At 40.9% G+C, this 19,741-nt stretch carries 16 protein-coding genes; 12 read left to right on the forward strand and 4 right to left on the reverse strand.

All coding sequences use genetic code 11. From position 1 onward, the window contains the following. Positions 1–103: 103 nt before the first annotated feature. The 3 genes from dnaG to FAZ15_RS10350 are packed head-to-tail and all read left to right on the forward strand — an operon-like array spanning position 104 to position 3,530. Positions 104–2,092: a DNA primase gene (dnaG, locus tag FAZ15_RS10340; RefSeq protein ID WP_136901246.1), complete on the forward strand. Its 1,989-nt coding sequence runs from the start codon at positions 104–106 to the stop codon at positions 2,090–2,092. Positions 2,093–2,114: 22 nt separating this feature from the next. Continuing rightward, on the forward strand, positions 2,115–2,468 hold the full coding sequence (locus FAZ15_RS10345; protein WP_136901247.1) for a YraN family protein: 354 nt from the start codon (positions 2,115–2,117) through the stop codon (positions 2,466–2,468). Beyond that, complete coding sequence (locus FAZ15_RS10350) at positions 2,469–3,530, forward strand: glutaminyl-peptide cyclotransferase (protein ID WP_238387217.1); 1,062 nt, start codon at positions 2,469–2,471, stop codon at positions 3,528–3,530. A 74-nt stretch (positions 3,531–3,604) separates the two neighbouring features. Here FAZ15_RS10350 and def read toward each other — a convergent pair whose 3' ends face one another. After that, the gene (gene def, locus FAZ15_RS10355) at positions 3,605–4,822 is read right to left on the reverse strand and encodes a peptide deformylase (protein WP_136901248.1); all 1,218 of its coding nucleotides are present in this window, start codon (positions 4,820–4,822) and stop codon (positions 3,605–3,607) included. Between the two features lie 121 nt (positions 4,823–4,943). Here def and ruvX point away from each other — a divergent pair, with 121 nt between their 5' ends. From ruvX to FAZ15_RS10370, 3 genes are all read left to right on the forward strand, one after another. Continuing rightward, the gene (ruvX, locus tag FAZ15_RS10360) at positions 4,944–5,357 is read left to right on the forward strand and encodes a Holliday junction resolvase RuvX (protein WP_136901249.1); all 414 of its coding nucleotides are present in this window, start codon (positions 4,944–4,946) and stop codon (positions 5,355–5,357) included. Between the two features lie 2 nt (positions 5,358–5,359). Then, positions 5,360–5,794 (forward strand): rRNA maturation RNase YbeY, encoded by a 435-nt coding sequence (gene ybeY / locus FAZ15_RS10365; protein WP_136901250.1) that lies wholly within the window; start codon positions 5,360–5,362, stop codon positions 5,792–5,794. Positions 5,795–5,890: 96 nt separating this feature from the next. Beyond that, positions 5,891–6,565 carry a DUF2490 domain-containing protein gene (locus FAZ15_RS10370; RefSeq protein ID WP_162304920.1) on the forward strand — a complete coding sequence of 225 codons (675 nt, stop codon included), beginning with the start codon at positions 5,891–5,893 and terminating at the stop codon, positions 6,563–6,565. Positions 6,566–6,738: 173 nt separating this feature from the next. On the opposite strand, the gene FAZ15_RS10375 is transcribed toward FAZ15_RS10370, so the two are convergent. Next, positions 6,739–7,158, reverse strand: coding sequence for a nucleoside-diphosphate kinase (locus tag FAZ15_RS10375; RefSeq protein ID WP_136901252.1), 420 nt, complete (start codon positions 7,156–7,158; stop codon positions 6,739–6,741). A 73-nt stretch (positions 7,159–7,231) separates the two neighbouring features. On the opposite strand from FAZ15_RS10375, the gene FAZ15_RS10380 reads away from it, so the two are divergent. The 6 genes from FAZ15_RS10380 (at position 7,232) to FAZ15_RS10405 (ending at position 14,523) form a co-directional block, all read left to right on the forward strand. Continuing rightward, positions 7,232–8,080, forward strand: coding sequence for a 4-hydroxy-3-methylbut-2-enyl diphosphate reductase (locus FAZ15_RS10380; RefSeq protein WP_136901253.1), 849 nt, complete (start codon positions 7,232–7,234; stop codon positions 8,078–8,080). A 71-nt stretch (positions 8,081–8,151) separates the two neighbouring features. Then, positions 8,152–9,180 carry a ferrochelatase gene (gene hemH / locus FAZ15_RS10385; RefSeq protein ID WP_136901254.1) on the forward strand — a complete coding sequence of 343 codons (1,029 nt, stop codon included), beginning with the start codon at positions 8,152–8,154 and terminating at the stop codon, positions 9,178–9,180. A gap of 14 nt (positions 9,181–9,194) precedes the next feature. Next, entirely contained in the window at positions 9,195–10,451 is a 1,257-nt protein-coding gene (locus FAZ15_RS10390; protein WP_136901255.1) for a metallophosphoesterase, read from the forward strand. Between the two features lie 679 nt (positions 10,452–11,130). Further along, a complete protein-coding gene (locus tag FAZ15_RS10395) occupies positions 11,131–12,174 on the forward strand; it encodes a UDP-glucose--hexose-1-phosphate uridylyltransferase (protein WP_136901256.1) in 1,044 nt (347 codons plus the stop codon). Then, the gene (gene galK, locus FAZ15_RS10400) at positions 12,175–13,332 is read left to right on the forward strand and encodes a galactokinase (protein ID WP_136901257.1); all 1,158 of its coding nucleotides are present in this window, start codon (positions 12,175–12,177) and stop codon (positions 13,330–13,332) included. It begins immediately after the preceding gene. A gap of 30 nt (positions 13,333–13,362) precedes the next feature. Then, positions 13,363–14,523 (forward strand): aldose epimerase family protein, encoded by a 1,161-nt coding sequence (locus tag FAZ15_RS10405; protein WP_136901258.1) that lies wholly within the window; start codon positions 13,363–13,365, stop codon positions 14,521–14,523. Between the two features lie 36 nt (positions 14,524–14,559). Here FAZ15_RS10405 and FAZ15_RS10410 read toward each other — a convergent pair whose 3' ends face one another. Next, on the reverse strand, positions 14,560–15,744 hold the full coding sequence (locus FAZ15_RS10410) for a trans-sulfuration enzyme family protein (RefSeq protein WP_136901259.1): 1,185 nt from the start codon (positions 15,742–15,744) through the stop codon (positions 14,560–14,562). 634 nt (positions 15,745–16,378) lie between these two features. Beyond that, a complete protein-coding gene (mfd, locus tag FAZ15_RS10415; RefSeq protein ID WP_136901260.1) occupies positions 16,379–19,714 on the reverse strand; it encodes a transcription-repair coupling factor in 3,336 nt (1,111 codons plus the stop codon). Positions 19,715–19,741: the final 27 nt, after the last annotated feature.

Raw genomic sequence — 19,741 nt, forward strand, 5'->3', positions numbered from 1 at the left:
GTGGACAAGTGGATTATCACCGTAAATGAACCTGTAAGATTGCAAATTTTATCTAAGCTTGATTGTGTAGGTAGAAAATAGTTGATATAAAAGGGAATAAAGCTTGATCGCAAAAGAGATAATAGAAAAAGTACTGGACACGGCTCGTATTGAGGAGGTGGTGGGTGATTTTGTGGATTTAAAAAAGAGAGGTACTTCGCTGATCGGTAATTGTCCGTTTCATAATGAAAAAACACCTTCTTTTCACGTCTCGGTAGCCAAAGGTATTTACAAATGCTTTGGCTGTGGTGCGGGAGGAGATTCTTTGAAGTTTGTGATGGAACTGGAAAAGTATTCTTATCCAGAAGCGATACGTTATTTGGCAAACAAGTATCATATTGAGATCGCCGAGATAGAGCGATCTCCGGCCCAACTGGCTGCTCAGGATAAACGTGAAAGTTTGTACGTGTTGAGTCAATGGGCGGGCAAGTTTTTCAAGGAACAGCTTTGGAATACGGATATCGGAAATTCGATCGGTTTATCTTACTTCAAAGAACGGGGATACCGCGAGGATATCATCAAAAAATTTGATTTGGGATATTCCCCGGATGTATGGACAGGCTTAGTGGATGAAGCCAGAAAAGACGGTTTTCAAGATGGATACCTTACCGAAATTGGTCTGGCGATTGAACGAGATGATAAAAGTTTATACGATCGTTTTAGGGGTCGCGTAATATTTCCTATCCATAACCTCACCGGACGAATTATTGGTTTTGGTGGCCGAACACTTAAGACGGAAAAATCTGTTCCGAAGTATGTCAATTCTCCTGAAAGTGAGATCTATCATAAATCTGATGTATTATATGGGCTTAGCTTTGCGAAGAAAGCTATCCTGGATCAGGACACCTGTTATTTGGTAGAGGGCTATGCCGATGTGATTTCAATGCATCAGGCCGGTTTAGAAAACGTGGTTTCCTCATCGGGAACTTCTTTGACGACAGGTCAGATTAAATTAATTTCGCGGTTTACTAAAAATGTTGTTATACTATACGACGGGGATGCAGCAGGCATAAAAGCTTCGTTACGGGGTACAGACATGCTCCTAGAGGAAGGTTTAAATGTTAAAGTACTCCTCTTTCCGGATGGAAACGACCCGGATTCATACGTGCAGACCTTTGGTTCTGCGGCTTTTAAGGAATATATTTCAGCGCATCAGCAGGACTTTATTTTTTATAAAACAAATATTCTTTTAAAAGACGCCAATAATGATCCTATAAAACGTGCAGAGGTTATACGAGATGTGGTGGAAAGTATCGCGTTGATTCCGGATGAAATCAAAGTCTCGGTTTTTATTCGTCAGTGTAGTAGCCTGTTGGATATCGAAGAGCGGGTTTTATTAAGTGAATTAAACAAGATCCGTCTTCATAAAGCCAAGGCTCAGGATAAGAAGCGGGAGTCTGGGGCTAAGGCTTCGACAGGTAGTCCCTACCCAGGAGATATGCCGCCACCTGATTTCTTTTTGACCGAAGCAGAGCGATCGGACGCAGGACTACCGGAATCGGACACGTATACGAAGATTACACCGGAGATACTGCAAGAGCGGGAGGTCGTTCGCGTATTGTTAAACTATGGTAGAGAGATGGCGAGTTGGGAAGGCGATGGCGAGGTTCCAATAGCACCGTATTTGTTGGGAAGTATCGATGATATCTCTTTCGATGATAGGGCCAGTGCAATCATTGTGGAAGAGTTTAAGAAGCAGGCGGATAATTTTGAGATTCCCGAGGCTAAATATTTTTTTTCGCATGTTGATAAAGACGTGGCCGACTTGGCGATTGGATGCGTCGCAAGCCAATATGAAATTAGTCCCAATTGGAACAGTGAGAAGAATAAAATATATGTCCCTGAAGAGATCGAAAATCTGAAACAGTTGGTAACGCAGGTCATATACCGGATTAAAAAACGTAAATTCGAAAAGGAGATGTACAAAATTCGTGAAGAATTAAAGAAAGAACAGTCCGAAGATGATTTACAGATTCTGTTACATAAGTATTCCAAGTTAAAAGAAGCAGAGAAAATGTTGGGGCAACTGCTGGGGAATACAATCGTGAAATAAGATGTAAATCGTTAAATTTGTTATGGCTAAACATTTAGAAGCGGGAGTTTGGGGTGAACAGCAAGCTGTTCGGTATCTTTTGGAATGTGGATTCGAGATTGTGTGTGTAAACTGGCGCTACAAACATTTGGAAGTAGATGTGATTGCCAAAGATAACGGTGTTTTGGTATTTGTTGAGGTAAAGAGCCGTACGGATTCCCGTTTTGGCGAGCCAAAGGAATTTGTCGATCATAAAAAGAAACGCAATCTTATCCGTTTAGCGGATGCCTATATTAGCTATACGAAATATGAAGGAGAGATTCGATTCGATATCGTATCCGTCTTTTTAGAACAAAGTAAGATCGAATTAATTAAGGATGCTTTTTGGAGCAATTAGATGATAAAATTAGGATTTGACTGGATGAATAATAAATCAATTTGGACTGTTGCCCTTGCGCTCGCATTGGCCGTTGGAGGGTGTAAAACCCAAAAAGGAAAACTGGAATTTGAAAAGCCTGAATCAGGCCAAAAAGTACTTTTGGGCGAACAGCTTAAGCTGAAACTTAACTTTTCGGAAGCTGCCGTAGATTCAGTAATTTATTCGATAGATGGCAATATCTTGGAGCGGAAGAAAGATACTTCGGCTGTTGTTTTGGATACACAGAAAGTTGGATTAGGAGATCGTTCAATTACGGCAAAAGTATACATCGCTGGTAAAGAAGATATTGCTTACAGCAATGTGGTCGTCCTCCCCCCCTCAGCCAAAAACTATGGTTTTGAAGTTGTAAATACCTTTCCTCATGATGATAAAGCATTTACCCAGGGACTGCAATACGAGGGAGGTGTATTGTATGAGACGACCGGTCGTACCGGAGAGTCTTCTCTGCGTAAGGTGGAACTTCAGACGGGAAAAGTGACAAAGATTGTCCCGATAGGTGACTCATATTTCGGAGAGGGGATGACTATAATCGGCGATAAAATCGTGGTGTTGACATGGCAAGATAATGTCGGTTTTTTTTATAATAAAAACTCATTTGAAAAAACAGGTTCCTTTAGCTATGGGAATAGTAAGGAGGGATGGGGCCTGACCTATGATGGTCAACGATTGATCAAATCGGATGGTTCGAATCTTCTTTATTTTCTGGATCCTACGACTGGCAAAGAAATAGGCTCTATCGGCGTGTATGATGAAAATGGGGCGGTTGATAGCCTAAATGAGCTGGAATATATTGAAGGGAAGGTGTATGCAAATGTATACCAACAGGAAATCATTGTCGTTATTAATCCGGAAACGGGAGCTGTGGAAGGACGCATCAATTTGGTAGGAATGAATACAGAAAACAGGCAGCCTGTGGATAATGAGTTGAACGGAATAGCGTACGATGTAGCAGGAAAGCGACTTTTTGTTACGGGTAAGCTTTGGCCGAAGTTGTATGAGATTAAGACTGTAGAAAGATAATTTAGGAGTTAGGTGTCAGAAATTAGGTGCTAGAAAAGAAACCTAGCTCCTAAAGCTTGCTTTCTAACTCCTGACTAAGGTAAAATACTACCGGATTCTATAGAAAAATTGATCTTATCCTGTAGTGGAATGCATTCTTTTTTTGCTTGTTCTTCCAGTCTATCAGGGTATAGGATGCCGTATAGATGATCTACTTCATGTTGAAAAATTACTGCCGTAAATCCTTCGATATTTTCTTCAACGACATTTCCTTTTTTGTCGATATGTTGTAATCGTATAGCGTAGCTACGTTGGATCGTTTCCTTCCTGTCCGGAATGGACAAACAACCTTCTGCTCCTTCCCGTGTCAATTTGGAGCGCCAAATAATCTTGGGATTGATAAAGAGTTCAAACGGCTTATCATCCTTGTCAAAGCGCTGTACCCATATCACATTTTTATTAACCCCGACTTGGGGTGCTGCAATTCCAACACCCGGATGGGCGGAATCCTGTACGGTCAATAACATCCTCCGAGCTAGCGTTTCCAAAAGTGGATCGTTGTATTTTATATCTATAGATGATGTTTGTAATACGCTCAGTTCGTTTTCATTCGTAATTTGATATACATGAAGTTTTGTTGCTGCATCACCCGACAAGATAAGGGAGGATTCTGCTTCGTTGAAATTTTTTGCATTAGCTTTATTCACGGGTCTTTCGTTTTTAGGGCCAATATATTTTTTTTCTCCAGCTAAGATAGGGATTGTTAGTGTATTTTCAGCTGGAGGTTGCGGACAGCGGTATCCCGAGCTATAGGCACAGTATGGATTGTAAGCTCGGTTAAAATCGACAGTTATGCTGTTGTTCTTCATATTTGAAGCATCCAGTTCGATATATCTCCCTCCTTCATACGTCTGCTCGCCATTGGTGCTGTCCAAAAATGGCAGAAACAGGTAGTTTTGATATGTAGGGTTTTTGAATAAATCCACGCTTTGGTAAGCAGTAAGTGTATGCCTTTCGTTGTCAATGGTGAAATGTATTAGCGCATATCGTTTGTAAGGATTGCTTGTGCCGTCATAAGTAGGCATGCGAAAAGTGGGCTCAGCTTGTAATAATTCGACATCGGCATCAACAATATAATTATTATTGGCAGGATAGTAATCTAAATACGGAATGTTCTCTTTACGTAAGGGGCCAAAATCATCTTTAAGAAAAGTTTCTTTTTGCTGGTTGCGATAGTGTTCCAACGCACTGTGCGTTTGACTGAATCCCAAAATAGGAATGATGCAGCAGATAAAAGTGTAAACTATTTTCATTGATTTGTAGAATATATACCAAAATTATAGATTTTTATCTTCATTTCGTAATTGTACTTTTGTAAAAAAATCAGGAAGGTTCGTGATGGCTTTTGCGAATAGACACTTTTAGAAAAAAGATATGCGTGTAATGGCTTTTGATTACGGAACAAAACGTATCGGTATCGCAGTGACCGACCCGTTGCAGATTATTGCTACGGCGTTGACTACCGTACATCCCGAGGAAATTTGGTTATTTCTAGCCGATTATCTTCAGCGGGAGGAGGTGGAAACCTTTGTGGTAGGTAAACCTTTGCAGATGGATGGTTCTGATTCGGAATCTGGTCAACATGTTTTGGGGTTTGTACGAAAATTAAAGAAACTGTACCCTCATGTTCCTGTAGCTGAAATAGACGAACGGTTTACCTCAAAGATGGCTTCAGCCGTTATTGCGCAGAGCGGTAAGAAAAAAAGTAAGAGACAGGAAAAAGGATTGGTGGATACCGTTTCAGCGACGATAATTCTACAATCATATATGCAAAAAAAAGGATTTTAGATATGGCACTTAAAGATATTTCATTCTTCTCCGAAGATATTGATTTTACGATCAAAGAAAAACAAAAGATACGCGAATGGATCGGAACAACAGTTAAGGATGAGAGATTTGAACGTATCGCAGAGCTAAACTTTATTTTCTGTTCTGATGACTATCTTTTGGAAATCAATAAGCAGTATCTTAATCATGATACTTATACGGATATTGTAACATTCGATTCTTCTGAACATGAAGACGTTATTGCGGGGGATATATTTATTTCTGTTGATCGTATACGAGAGAATGCCGAAAAATTCGTAGTAACAGAGCGGGATGAATTGCACCGCGTCATCATCCACGGTGTACTGCATCTTTGCGGTTATTACGATAAGAAAAAAGAAGATAAGGAACTCATGACGAAAAAAGAAAATGACTATCTAGGGAAAAGAACATTTTAATAGTATCAAAACATTGTTACAAGTGGCTTAGCGTGATTTCGGAGAGGATTCTTTACTTTAGAAACCGTTTCAATATTAATGATTTTACGCGAACCTATGAAGTTTATTTTTACCTGTATTTTTTTGTTTTTTTCCGTGTGGTCTTTGTTTGCACAGCAGCAGGCCCAGGGATGGTTAGTCTATTTTGGCAATACGGCCATCAAATCATCTAAGTTTTCCATTCATCATGAACTACAGCTGCGGGATTATCAACTGGGGGGTGATCATAATCAGACCTTGCTGCGTGTCGGGTTGGAATATGCTGTAAAACCCTTCCTTACTGTGACAGGAGGGTATGGCTTTATTTATACAGAAGCAGAGAATACACCGAATAATCCTTTTCTTGAGCATCGTATCTACCAAGAGGCCACACTTAAACATACCGTCGATCGCTTTTTTATACGTCATCGGTTTCGTTTGGAAGAACGCTTTATAGAAGATAGGACCTTTAGGGGGCGGGGACGATATAGTTTATTTATGGATGTGCCCTTAACGAAAAGGGATTTAGGGAAAGGGGCAGTATATGCTGCTGTTTATGATGAGGTCTTTTTGAATATTTCGAAGGATGATAATCTAGATGTGTTTGATCGCAATAGATTGTATGGAGGGATTGGATATAAGGTGGCAGCTAATTTGGGTATACAGTTGGGATATATGCGGCAAAATGTCGAAAAGAAACGAGCGACGAATCACGTGTTACTTTCTTTGCATCATCGCATGAAATGGCAATAAAGAAAGGCGTCTAAAGAGTACTACATCGTCGTCATTGCGAACCGGAGGGACGATGGTGAAGCAATCTGACGATGTTAAAAACGCAGATTGCTTCGTCATTCTTCCTCGCAATGACGCGTTTTTTCTTGTAGGTGATGATCTTTTTACGTAGCCTCTTTATGTCGAATTTTAAATTAAAATCTTTCGAATTGGGAAAAGAAAAAATCACCCTCAATTTGTGCATTCTCGTCCGAGTCTGAACCATGAACAGCGTTAGCTTCGATTGATTTCGCATATTTATTGCGAATAGTGCCTTCAGCGGCATCAGCAGGATTAGTAGATCCGATTAATGCACGAAAATCTTCCACAGCATTGTCTTTTTCTAAAATAGCTGCTACGATAGGTCCAGAAGTCATGAAATTAACGAGCTCACCATAGAAAGGCCTTTCTTTGTGTACTGCGTAGAAACTTCCTGCTGTTTCGTTGCTTAACTGGATATATTTCAGTGCTATGATTTTGAAACCTCCAGCGATAATATCGTTTAAGATTGCTCCGATGTGTCCGTTTGCTACTGCATCTGGTTTTATCATCGTAAATGTTCTATTTGTTGCCATAACCATTAAATTTTTGCAAAGGTATGAAAAGTAAAAAGCAAAAAGAAAAAATCTAATTGTTAACTTTGCATATATGTCTAAGAATCTACATGTAACAATTGACAAAGACTCCGGATTTTGTTTCGGTGTTGTCTATGCTATTGATATGGCTGAGGAAATCCTTGAAGAGGAGGGGTATTTATATTGTTTGGGTGATATCGTCCACAACGACGAGGAGGTAGCACGGCTGAAAGCAAAAGGCCTTCGAATTATTGGACATGAAGCTTTGCCGGGTTTACAAAATGAAAAGGTGTTGATTCGGGCGCATGGTGAAGCTCCTGAAACCTACCAGATTGCTTTGGAAAACAATATCACGCTAATAGATGCATCCTGTCCGGTAGTTTTAAAACTGCAGAACCGGATCAAGACATCTCATGATGACAATGAGAAAATCTTGATTTTTGGAAAACATGGTCATGCGGAAGTTATTGGTTTGCAAGGACAAACCAACAATCAAGCATTGGTGTTTCAAGATATTGCTGAGTTAGATGAGGTAGAATTGCCTCCCTCTTTTACATTATATAGTCAAACTACCAAAAGTGTAGACAAGTTCTACGCAATCAAAGAAGAATTGATCAATAGAGGGTATGAAGTAAAGGCGAATGATACGATTTGTCGCCAGGTATCCAACCGTTATGAAGATTTAGGTGATTTTGCGCGGCAATATGATAAAGTGCTTTTTGTCTCGGGCAAGAAATCGTCAAACGGCAAAGTCCTATATGATGTGTGCAAAGCCGCTAACCCCAATTCTTTCTTTATTTCTGCATCGGATGAGATAGACCCTTCTATTTTTCAAGAACACGAAACGGTAGGTGTCTGTGGAGCTACATCTACTCCGATGTGGCTTATGAAGGAAGTAAAACAGGTGCTCGAAGGTTTGTAGTAGGTCATGTAATCTTCATATTCTATGAGATCTCATCTGATGGTATAAATTTTGATTATTTTTGTGTCGAGATGAGTAAGCAAGCTACTAAAGGCGTACTATTGGTGCAATTGGGTACACCCGACTCCCCTAAAACTGCGGACGTACGGAGATATTTGACAGAGTTTTTAATGGATGGTAGGGTGATTGATATTCCTAGTTTAGGACGTAATCTACTCGTTAAAGGCGTTATTGTCCCGAAGCGGGCCGCCCAATCGGCCGCTACGTATGCAACAATATGGGATGAAATAAATGGCTCTCCGTTGATGTACTATAGTCTCCTACAGCAAAAGATGCTTCAGGAAGAGTTGGGGGAAGAATATCATGTGGAATTGGCGATGCGTTATCAAAATCCTTCCATAGAATCTGCCTTGCAAAAAATGCAAAGCATGTTCTTAGAGTCTATTCGGATTATTCCTTTATTTCCGCAGTATGCTTCAGCTACTTCTGGTTCCGTTATTGAAAAGGTTATGGAGATTATGCGAACATGGCCTTATTTTCCGCAAGTTTCCTTTGTCAACAGTTACTGTGAAGATCCCGATATGATTGATACGTTTGTTGATCATGCATTGCGCCATGATATTGCGGCACATGACCATGTTTTATTCAGTTACCATGGTCTCCCTGTACGGCAACTTGGTAAAGTGGATCCTACGGGCAATCTAGTGTGCCCAGAGACGGGATGTGACTCCTGTAAGATGGAAACAAATGCGTTCTGCTATTTATCACAATGCTATGGGACAACCCGGGCGATTGCCAAGAAATTGAATTTGACCGAAGATCAGTATACCGTCTGTTTTCAGTCTCGCCTTGGAAAGACGCCATGGATCCAACCATACACCTCAGATACATTGCACGATTTGGCGAGTAGAGGGGTTAAAAAACTATTGGTATTCAGTCCAGCTTTTGTATCTGACTGCATCGAAACGATCGACGAAATTCAAGTGGAATATGCCAATGAATTTAAAGCATTTGGAGGTGAAGAGGTAACTATGGTGGAAAGTTTAAATGACGATCCAAAGTGGATTCAGGCGCTGAAGCGACTAGCACTTAATAATTAAAACAAGAAAGAACGATGTTGATTTTCAACGCAATATTATTACTGGTATTTGATTTTTATATTTTCTTCGCATTACGTGCTACGAAAATAAAATTTGTTCATACAAAATGGTTTACGTTGATCTGGTGGGGGTACGCCATAGGTCTGCTATTAGGATTAATTATAGCTGCCGAATTCAGTCTTCCATTAGCCTATCGGTCGGTGGTGTTGGTCGCGTTCTTTATGACAGCGGCCTGTAAGTTTATATTTATCCTTATTCTTTTGATCGATGATATACGTAGAGGTGGGGTATGGATAGCACGTTTATTTAAACCGAAAAACAAAATCGCACTTGCCGAGCATACCGAAGTATTGGAAGCTCCCCTTCCCGAACGTCCTAAAAATGGAATCTCTCGCTCGGAATTCCTGACGAAATCCGGTTTGGTTGTTGCTTCCTTGCCCTTATTTCCTTTATCTTGGGGTGTAATATCAAGTGCATATGACTATCGTATCAGGCGACAAAAATTGGTGTTGCCTAATCTGCCAAAAGCTTTTCATGGAATGAAGCTGGCACAGATCTCCGATGTTCACTCCGGATCGTTTTACAATCACAAGGCCGTATTAGGCGGAATAGAAATGGTGCTTGGCGAGAAACCCGATATGATATTCTTTACCGGGGATTTGGTTAATAATGTAGCATCTGAAATGAGGGATTATCAAGATATATTTTCCAAGTTAAAAGCTGATCTAGGTGTGTTTTCTACTTTGGGTAATCACGATTATGGTGATTATTATTATGGTAAAGGGGATAGTCCGGAAAAGCGGACAAATCTACAGCATCTGATTGAAACCCATAAAGTAATGGGCTGGGATTTGTTAATGGATGAAAATCGGACCATTAGAGTCGGAAATGATGAAATTTCGATAGTGGGTGTTCAGAACTGGGGCACAGGCCGCTTCCCGAAGAAGGGAGATCTGACGAAAGCCTTGATGGGAACGGAGGATAAAGCAGTAAAGTTACTTTTATCCCATGACCCATCGCATTGGAGAGCGCAGGTGCTTGATACCGATATAGACGTTATGTTCGCCGGTCATACACATGGTATGCAATTTGGTGTACGAGGCGAACATTTTCAATGGAGCCCGGCTAAATATATTTATAAAGAATGGGCGGGGTTATATAAAAAGGACGATAAGCAGCTTTATGTTAATACAGGCTATGGTTTCTTAGGGTATCCCGGAAGAGTAGGGATACTGCCCGAAATTACTGTTTTTGAATTGGTGACGGGGTAAGGAAAAGGAAGATTTATTTTAACAGTGTGTCGCTCGCAAATTCCAGACTATATTTACAAGCATTAATATCGGTATTTTATCTTTTTGCCCTCATCGGCGGGCGGCCCTCCTTCTTTTGCTTGGTCAAAAGAAGCAAAAACCCAGACTGGGTCAATGTTACGCTAAAAGCTTTTGGATTTACTAAACAGCTCCGAGCCGTTTTCACTTCGGGGATCTGTTCTTAACGCAAATCCAAAAGTTTTCTTAACGCTACATCGACCTAGGTCGTCCTTTCTAAATTCAGCTGAGGTATACAAATATACACAACAAATGCACTGTCTGTTGATGCCCTACAAATATCGCCTTAACCATTTGCCAATAGCAGGAGGAGGCACTAGCCACTGTGGCAAATGGGTACAGCGATGACTTTTGCTTCTTTTGAGAGAAAAGAAGAAAGCCCTGCCATGGCCAATGGCGGCAAGGTAATGCGAGGGACATTCTAAAAAATTGTATAAAAAATAGATTCCTTTAATTTTACATAAATTAAAAAAACATACCCCTTATTAATTAGCCTATTCCGTTCATAAAAAGGCAAAAACAGTTCATTTTCAATATTTTTAAGCTGGTGTAAAAAATACACTTTGATAATTAATTGAAAACACCTATTTTTAGCATCTAAACCTTTGATTTAAATAATTATATGCTTTCATTTTTAGACCAACCGCATACTCGGGTAAACTTGTTAACAGGAGAAAAGATATTGGTTTCACCACATCGCAGTAAAAGACCGTGGCAAGGACAGGTAGAGGATTTGCCCGCTGATAATAGACCCCAATACGATCCGAAATGTTATTTGTGCCCTGGGAATTCTCGTGCAGATGGTACGCAAAATCCTGATTATAAAGAAAGCTTCGTGTTTGTCAATGATTTTTCAGCATTGTTAGCAGAGTCTCCCGACGGAGCATATAATGAGGGTGATTTACTGAGGGCAGAAACTGAACGCGGTATTTGCAAGGTCATTTCTTTTACGCCAAGGCATGATTTGACACTACCGGAAATGGATTTAGCTGCCATAAAGGCTGTTGTAGACTTGTGGCAATATGAATTTCGCGAGTTGTCAAATAAGGAATGGATAAAATATATTCAGATATTCGAAAATAAGGGCGCGATAATGGGCTGTAGTAATCCTCATCCACATGGTCAAATATGGGCACAAAGCAGCCTTCCCGTTGAAATTGAAAAGGAGGCATTGCAATTTTCAAATTATTATAAAGCGAATGCCAAATCCCTATTGAGTGCATATGTAGAAATTGAGCTGGTAAAGCAAGAGCGAATTATTATTGACAATACTCATTTCGTGGCTTTGGTTCCTTTTTGGGCTTCTTGGCCATACGAAACACTGGTAGTCAGCAAACGCCATGTGACCAATATTCTTGATTTTACGGAAGAGGAAAAGGAAGATTTAGGTAAAACACTTCAGGAATTGACGATTCGATATGACAATATTTTTCAGACTTCTTTCCCTTATTCTGCAGGAATGCACCAAGCACCTGTAAATTCGGGCGATCAACAGGAATGGCATTGGCATATGCATTTTTATCCACCGCTGCTGCGATCTGCTTCGGTTAAAAAATTCATGGTTGGCTACGAAATGTTGGCGAATCCACAGCGTGATATAACACCCGAATTTGCTGCTGATGTATTAAGAAAACAATCGACTACACATTATAATAAGAAAAAATAAATGATAGAGACTACAGTACTTAAAAACAGATATAACGAAATATTTGGATCGGATCCTGATTTGCTAGCCAAATCACCGGGCCGGATTAATATTATTGGCGAACACACAGATTACAACGAAGGCTTCGTTTTACCGACGGCCATTGATAAGGCAATTTACATTGCCGTAGGAAAACGTAACGATCAAGAAATTCATCTCTATGCGGAAGATTTCAACGAAAACTATTCGGTAAATCTTGCTGATCTAGCTATAACCGATAAAGGGTGGCCAAATTATATTTTGGGTGTGGTAGATCAATTACAGAAATTAAATCTTCCAGTAGATGGTTTCAACCTTTATTTGGACGGGGATGTACCACTGGGAGCAGGTTTGTCGTCTTCGGCTGCGGTAGAATGTGCTACCGGATTTGCACTGAACGAGCTGTTTTCATTTGGCTTAAAAAGGGTAGATATCGCGAAAATAGGCCAATTGGCTGAACACACGTATGCCGGTGTAAAATGCGGCATCATGGATCAATTTGCTTCGGTATTAAGCAAGGAAGGCCATGTACTTCGACTCGACTGCCGCACATTGGAATATGAATATGTCCCCTTGGAGCTTGGAGCGTATGAAATTGTGTTGCTAAACACGAATGTTAAACATTCCTTGGCCTCGTCGGCCTATAACAAAAGAAGAGAGTTGTGCGAGCAAGGGGTAGCTTGGGTAAAGGAGAAGCACGCGGATGTAAATAGCCTTCGTGATATTACGGTCGATATGTTAGACGAGTTGGTAAAAGATCGTGACGTGGACACATATACGAAATGCAAGTATGTGGTAGAGGAGAATATACGCTTGGATAAAGCTTGCGAAGCATTGAAAAAAGGTGATATTGAAGAGCTTGGTAAGCAGTTGTTTTTTGCGCATGCTGCTTTGAGTGACGAATATGATGTGAGCTGCGAAGAGTTGGATTTTTTAGTGGATTTTGTAAAGGATATTCCTGAAGTAGTAGGTGCACGGATGATGGGAGGTGGCTTTGGCGGTTGCACGATCAATATCGTGAAAAAAGGTTTTGGACAGCAACTTGCTGATGCAATAGCTCCGGCTTATAAGACGAAGTTTAACCTCGAATTGGATCCAATATTTGTGAAAGCGGATGGAGGTTCACAACTTCTGAAATAGAATATTAATATAACTTAATTATAAACAAATATGACAAAATTTTCATTACTTGGACTTGGTGTGCTATCACTGGCATTCGTTTCGTGCCAATCGTCAACCAACAGTTCTTCTTCGCAAGATTCAACCTCCCATACTGGAGTAGATACTTCCCATTCTTTTGCTGCTGAAATTGATGGCAAAAAGATAGATCTGTATACGATCAAAAGTCAGTCAGGTCTGTCGGCATCATTTACAAATTATGGTGCGCGTTTGGTATCGCTGAATGTACCCGATAAAAATGGGGCAACAGTGGACGTCAGTTTGGGATTTAACACGGCAACGGAATATAATAATCCCGCAGAAGCATATTATGGCGCTATTGTAGGTCCGTTTGGTAATCGTATTGCCAACGGTAAATTCAAGCTCAGTGGTACAGAATATACCTTGCCACAAAATAACAATGGACACACATTACATGGCGGTTTAAAAGGAACTCATTTTCAGGCATGGGAAGGGCAGCAACTGAATGATAGTACAATCCAATTTGCTTACACCCTGCCCGATGGTAACGAAGGATTTCCTGGAAACTTGGACATCAAAGTTACTTATGGGCTACGGAATACAGGTTTGGAAATTGATTACATAGCAACGACTGATAAAGAAACCGTGGTAAACTTAACCAATCATGCTTATTTTAACCTGAACGGAGAAGGAAGTGGAACGATCCTCGATCATCAACTTCAAATTTTAGCAGATAAGTACACGCCTGTGGATGGTGGTTTGATTCCTACCGGAGAGTTGGCGCCGGTAAAAGGTACACCTTTTGATTTTACCCAACCCAAAACGATAGGTCAGGATATAGGTGTAGAGAATGAGCAGTTGACCTTTGGGAAAGGATATGATCACAATTGGGCGCTAAATGGGACAAAAGTGGATGGATTGAACCATGCGGCGACTTTAATGGGGGATCAGTCTGGAATTGTAATGGATATTTATACGGCTGAGCCAGGTATTCAATTTTATAGCGGTAACTTCATGGCCGGTAAGGTAACATTGAAAAATGGTAAAAAGGATGATTTTAGAACGGGACTATGTTTGGAGACGCAGCATTTTCCGGATTCCCCTAATCAACCCAATTTTCCATCAACGGTGTTAAAACCGGGAGATACGTACAAGACGAAAACAATCTATAGCTTTTCGGTAAAGAAATAATAAGTAAGAGGCTCCGTAAGGAGCCTTTTACTTATGCTAAATCATACGGATTGCCTGATCGAAATCTGCGATCAGGTCGTCAATGTGTTCAATACCTACTGAAATCCGAAGCATTCCTTTTGTAATACCGGAGGTTTGTTTTTGTTCCGCTGAATGATGCGAGCCCCACATGCTTGCCGGATGGACAACCAGAGATTCAACCCCTCCCAAGCTCGCTGCATTCGTAAATATTTTTAGGTTGTTGAGTATTCTTTGGGCATTTTGAAAGGCATTTTCTTCACTTTGTCCTACCACTTCTATACACATCATTCCTGTGAAACCTTTCATCTGTTTCTTTGCTAGCTCATGCTGTGGATGTGAAGGTAACCCGACATAGGCGACATGCTGGATAGCGGCATTTCTTTCCAGCCACTCCGCTAATTGTTGTGCGTTCTCGTTAATCTGTCTAACCCGAAGCGAAAGGGTTTTTAAACCTCTTAACAGCAGCCAAGAGTCAAATGGACTTAACGTGGCGCCCAATACTAGGGAACGGCTCCAGACTTTCTCAATATATTCTTTGGAACCACATACGATGCCTGCGGTTAAATCAGAATGTCCGCCCAGATACTTTGTGGCACTATGAATAACGACGTCGATACCAAATTCACTGGGCACCTGATTTATGGGGGAAGCAAATGTATTATCCACCATAGTCGTGATACCTTTTTCTTTTCCTAATCTTCCCAATAGCTCAAGGTCCGTAATATCTAAATTTGGATTGGATGGTGTTTCTAAATAAATAAGTTTGGTGTTCGATTGTATGGCTGCTTCGAACGCATTGATATCCTTTTGGTCAACATGTGTGATTTCGATGCCATAGTCGATTAAGAATTGCTTGAAGAACAAGGTGGTTCCCGAATAATGCGCATGCTGGGCAATGATATGATCTCCAGCCTTGACAAGTGCGAGGATAGCCGTGCTGATGGCCGCCATACCCGTGGATAAAACCAAAGCATCTGCTGTTTTTTCCAAATTTGCAACAATGACAGCAACTTGACTATTCGTCGGATTGCCATGACGGTGATAAAATTCCGGGTATTTTGGCGCGGTCGCGGCAGTAATATAGGCGTCTATATCTTCGCTTGCCAGATATGTTGACGATTGATAAATAGGAGCTACTACGGCATTTGTTTTATTAAATTCTTCGCCGATGTGAATAAGATTCGTTTCTACCTTTGCCATGTCATATGTTTAGTTTATCAAAAGTAATAAAATCTATTTGGTTAGTAGATATTCTTTGGTGTTTTAATGTCATGAAGTAAATGTTTAGTTTTGGGGAGTAATAATGAAGGTTTAAATTAGGCAATTAACTTTGTCCATTGCTTTTCCTCTCCGCCACTCGCCGTGGCAGGGCCTTCTTTTTTACCCTAAAAAAGAAGCAAAAAAATCGTCGCTGTACCGGCTCGACACCACGGCTCACCATTCCTGCTATTGTCGACCCGCTAAGGCGACATTTTTCGTGAATGTATGGGTACTACGTTTTTTATTAAATATTTACTTTGAACTCCAGCTGAAATTAGAAAGGACGACCTAGGCCGATGTAGCGTTATGAAAGCTTTTGGATTTGCGTTAAGAACAGATCTACGAAGTGCAACGGCTTGGAGCTGTTTAGTAAATCCAAAAGCTTTTAGCGTAACATTGGCCCAGTCTTGATCTTTTGGTCCATTTTCCATCAAGGGAAAAGGACTAGGCCGCCCGCCGATGAGGGCAAAAAGATAAATAAGGATATTAATGCTTGTCAATATAATTTGGAATTTGCGAGCGACAAACTGTTAAAATAAACCTTCATTTAAAATTATCACGCCCTGAGATCCGCTTACACCATTTCTTTTAACAGATTTAGCGCGTATTCGATACTGTTTACATTATTTACGGCTATACGTAGCTGTCCTTTTACCTCTTTTAGATTACTGACAGCGGGATGGGCTTGTACAAAAGCCAATACTTTGCCGAATTGATCGGATTCAAAGTAAGCAGATTTGGGATTGTTGATGAAATAGCCTTTTAACGCATTTTTCTTGAAGGATATTTTTTCTAACCCGATTTCCTTTCCCATCCATTGAAGCCTTAACGTATTGAATAATTCGTGTACTTGGGCTGGTACTGGTCCAAATCGATCTGTCAGCGATTGGATAAAGTCCTGTAGCTGCGATTCGTTTTCAAGTTTTGCGATATCATTGTATAGATTGTAACGCTCTCCGATATTGGTAACATATTCATCTGGAATCAATACTTCTAAATCGGTATCTATCTGTGTAAAAGTGACGTATTTATGATTTTTGTCATCGGCAAATAGGTCTGAAAATTCATCTTCTTTTAACTCCTGTACCGCTTCGTCAAGGATTTTATTATACATTTCAAAGCCTATTTCTGCAATGAATCCCGATTGCTCCGCTCCTAAAAGATTACCGGAGCCGCGTATATCCAAGTCGCGCATGGCAACGTTGAAGCCTGATCCCAATTCAGAGAATTCTTCAATTGCTGAAAGTCGTTTATAGGCCTCATTGGTAAGGGTCGATAGCGGAGGACTTAATAGATAGCAAAATGCTTTTTTATTAGAACGCCCTACGCGGCCGCGCATTTGATGTAAATCACTCAAGCCAAACATATGCGCATGGTTGATGATAATAGTGTTGGCGTTAGGAATGTCTAGTCCGGCTTCAATAATAGTTGTCGCCACCAAGACATCGTAATCGTTGTTGATAAATTTCAACATCACATCTTCTAAATCATCTCCCTCCAATTGGCCATGCGCTACACCGACCCGCGCTCCAGGCACCAGTCTTTGGATCATCGCACCCAATTGTTTTAGATCTGCTACGCGATTGTGGATAAAAAACACCTGTCCGCTGCGGTCCAATTCGTAAGATACAGCCTCCTGAATCAAGGTCTCATTATATACGTGCAATTCCGTTTGTACGGGTTGTCGGTTCGGGGGGGGAGTGGTGATCAAACTTAGATCCCGAGCGCCCATCAACGAAAAATGCAGTGTGCGTGGTATAGGTGTGGCGGTCAATGTTAAGGAATCAACATTGGCGCGCATCACTTTTAGCTTTTCTTTGACGGATACCCCGAATTTTTGTTCTTCGTCGATGATCATCAGTCCTAAATCTTTGAATTTCACATCCTTGCTTACTAGACGGTGCGTACCGATGATAATATCGATTTTACCATCCGCTAGTTTGCTGAGTGTTTCTTTGATCTGTTTAGACGTCTTGAATCGATTGATGTAATCAATATTTGCCGGGAGGCCTTGAAGACGTTCTTTAAATGTACGGTAATGTTGCAGCGCAAGGATAGTGGTTGGTACTAACACGGCTACCTGTTTGCTATCGGCTACGGCCTTAAAAGCCGCGCGGATGGCAACCTCTGTTTTACCGAAACCTACGTCACCGCATACTAATCGATCCATCGGATGCGGAGATTCCATGTCACGTTTTACATCGGCAGTCGCTTTCTCTTGATCTGGGGTGTCTTCGTAAATAAAAGAGGCCTCTAATTCGTTCTGTAGATAGCTGTCCGGACTGAAGGCGTTACCTGTCTGTGCCTTCCGTTTGGCATAGAGAACGATCAAATCGCGCGCGATATCTTTAACCTTCTTTTTAGTCGTTTTCTTAAGCTTGTCCCAGGTATCGGTTCCTAGCTTATTCATTTTGGGAACAGATCCTTCCTTTCCCGAATACTTAGAAATGCGATTAAGGGAATTTATATTAACATACAATAGGTCGTTGTCGGCATAAACCAATCGTATCATCTCTTGCGTTTTGCCATTCACGTCTACTTTTTCCAGTCCGGCGTATTTACCTACACCATGATCAATATGGGTGATGTAATCGCCCGGTTTGAGATCACGCAGCTCCTTCAGCGTAATAGCTTGCGAGCGCTCATAGCCTTTCTTCCGTTTGTATTTGTAATATCGGTCGAAAATCTGATGATCTGTATAGCAAGCAAGTTGTATGGTGTCATCTCTGAAGCCTTCGCGTAAAGCGCGGTGTACCGGTATGAATGTATTGGACTTATCCAGATCTTCCAATATGGCATAGATTCGCTCTATCTGTTTGTTGGAATCTGAAAATATTAAATTGGTGATCTTATGCTTCTCATTCTCCTTCATATTGTGTGTGAGAAGCGTAAAGTCTTTATTGAAGGAGGGTTGGGGGTGTGTGTCGAAAGTAATCACCTCCGATGCATTATAGAAAAACTGTTTGCCAAATTCGATATTCGGAAATTCAAACAACAGGGAGGCAAAATTTCGGTCATCGGTAAAGGTAAATCGGGGGTCAAGCCATTCGGGATTGTCTTTTATCTCTTTTTCGGACAGCGCTTTCCAAAACTGTGAAGCCTTTTTATATCCTTCTTTGATAATATCGAAGGTAAATTGAACATCTTTAATCCATACCACCGTGTTTTTATCGACATATTCGAGTAGAGAGATGTGGTTATTCGCTAGAAACTTTGCTTGGACATTAGGAACAATCGTGACGGTGTGTATTTTGCTTACGGAGAGCTGGCTTTCAATGTCAAAAGTCCGGATGCTTTCTATCTCATCGCCAAAGAACTCAATCCGATAGGGGAGATCGTTGGAGAAGGAAAAAATGTCGACGATGCCTCCTCGAATGGCAAACTGCCCGGGTTCGTACACGAAATCGACGCGGTCAAAGTCATATTCATAAAGGAATTCATTGATGAAATCAATACCAACTTTAATATTTTGGGTGATTTCGAGTGTGTTTTTCTCAAGATCACTTCGGTTGATGACCTTCTCCGCGATTGCCTCGGGATAAGTGACCACAATTTTCGGTAATTCGGACGTGTGATTTAAAGCGCTTAATGTTTCAGCGCGTTGCAATACATGGGCGCTATCTAGTTGCGTGAATTCAAAAGCTTTTCGATAGGAGGCTGGGAAAAATAGGATCTGCTTGTCAAAGATACTTTCGAGGTCACTGAGAAAATAGGAAGCGTCTTCATGGTTAGGCAAAATAAAAACATACGGACGTACGTGAAGATGATAAGCTGCCGAAGCAACCATCGCATCTGCGGAACCAATTAAACCTTTAAGATGAACTTTTGGACTTTTGTTTTGGATCGATTTGACAAGTGTTTTTACCTGCTCGATCTCCCTGTATTTTTCTAAAATTTCTTGAATACCCACCCGAAGAATTACTTTTTATGCGAAGTT

Origin of the sequence: Sphingobacterium olei (genome assembly GCF_005048855.1) — a bacterium.
Classification (GTDB): Bacteria; Bacteroidota; Bacteroidia; order Sphingobacteriales; family Sphingobacteriaceae; genus Sphingobacterium; species Sphingobacterium olei.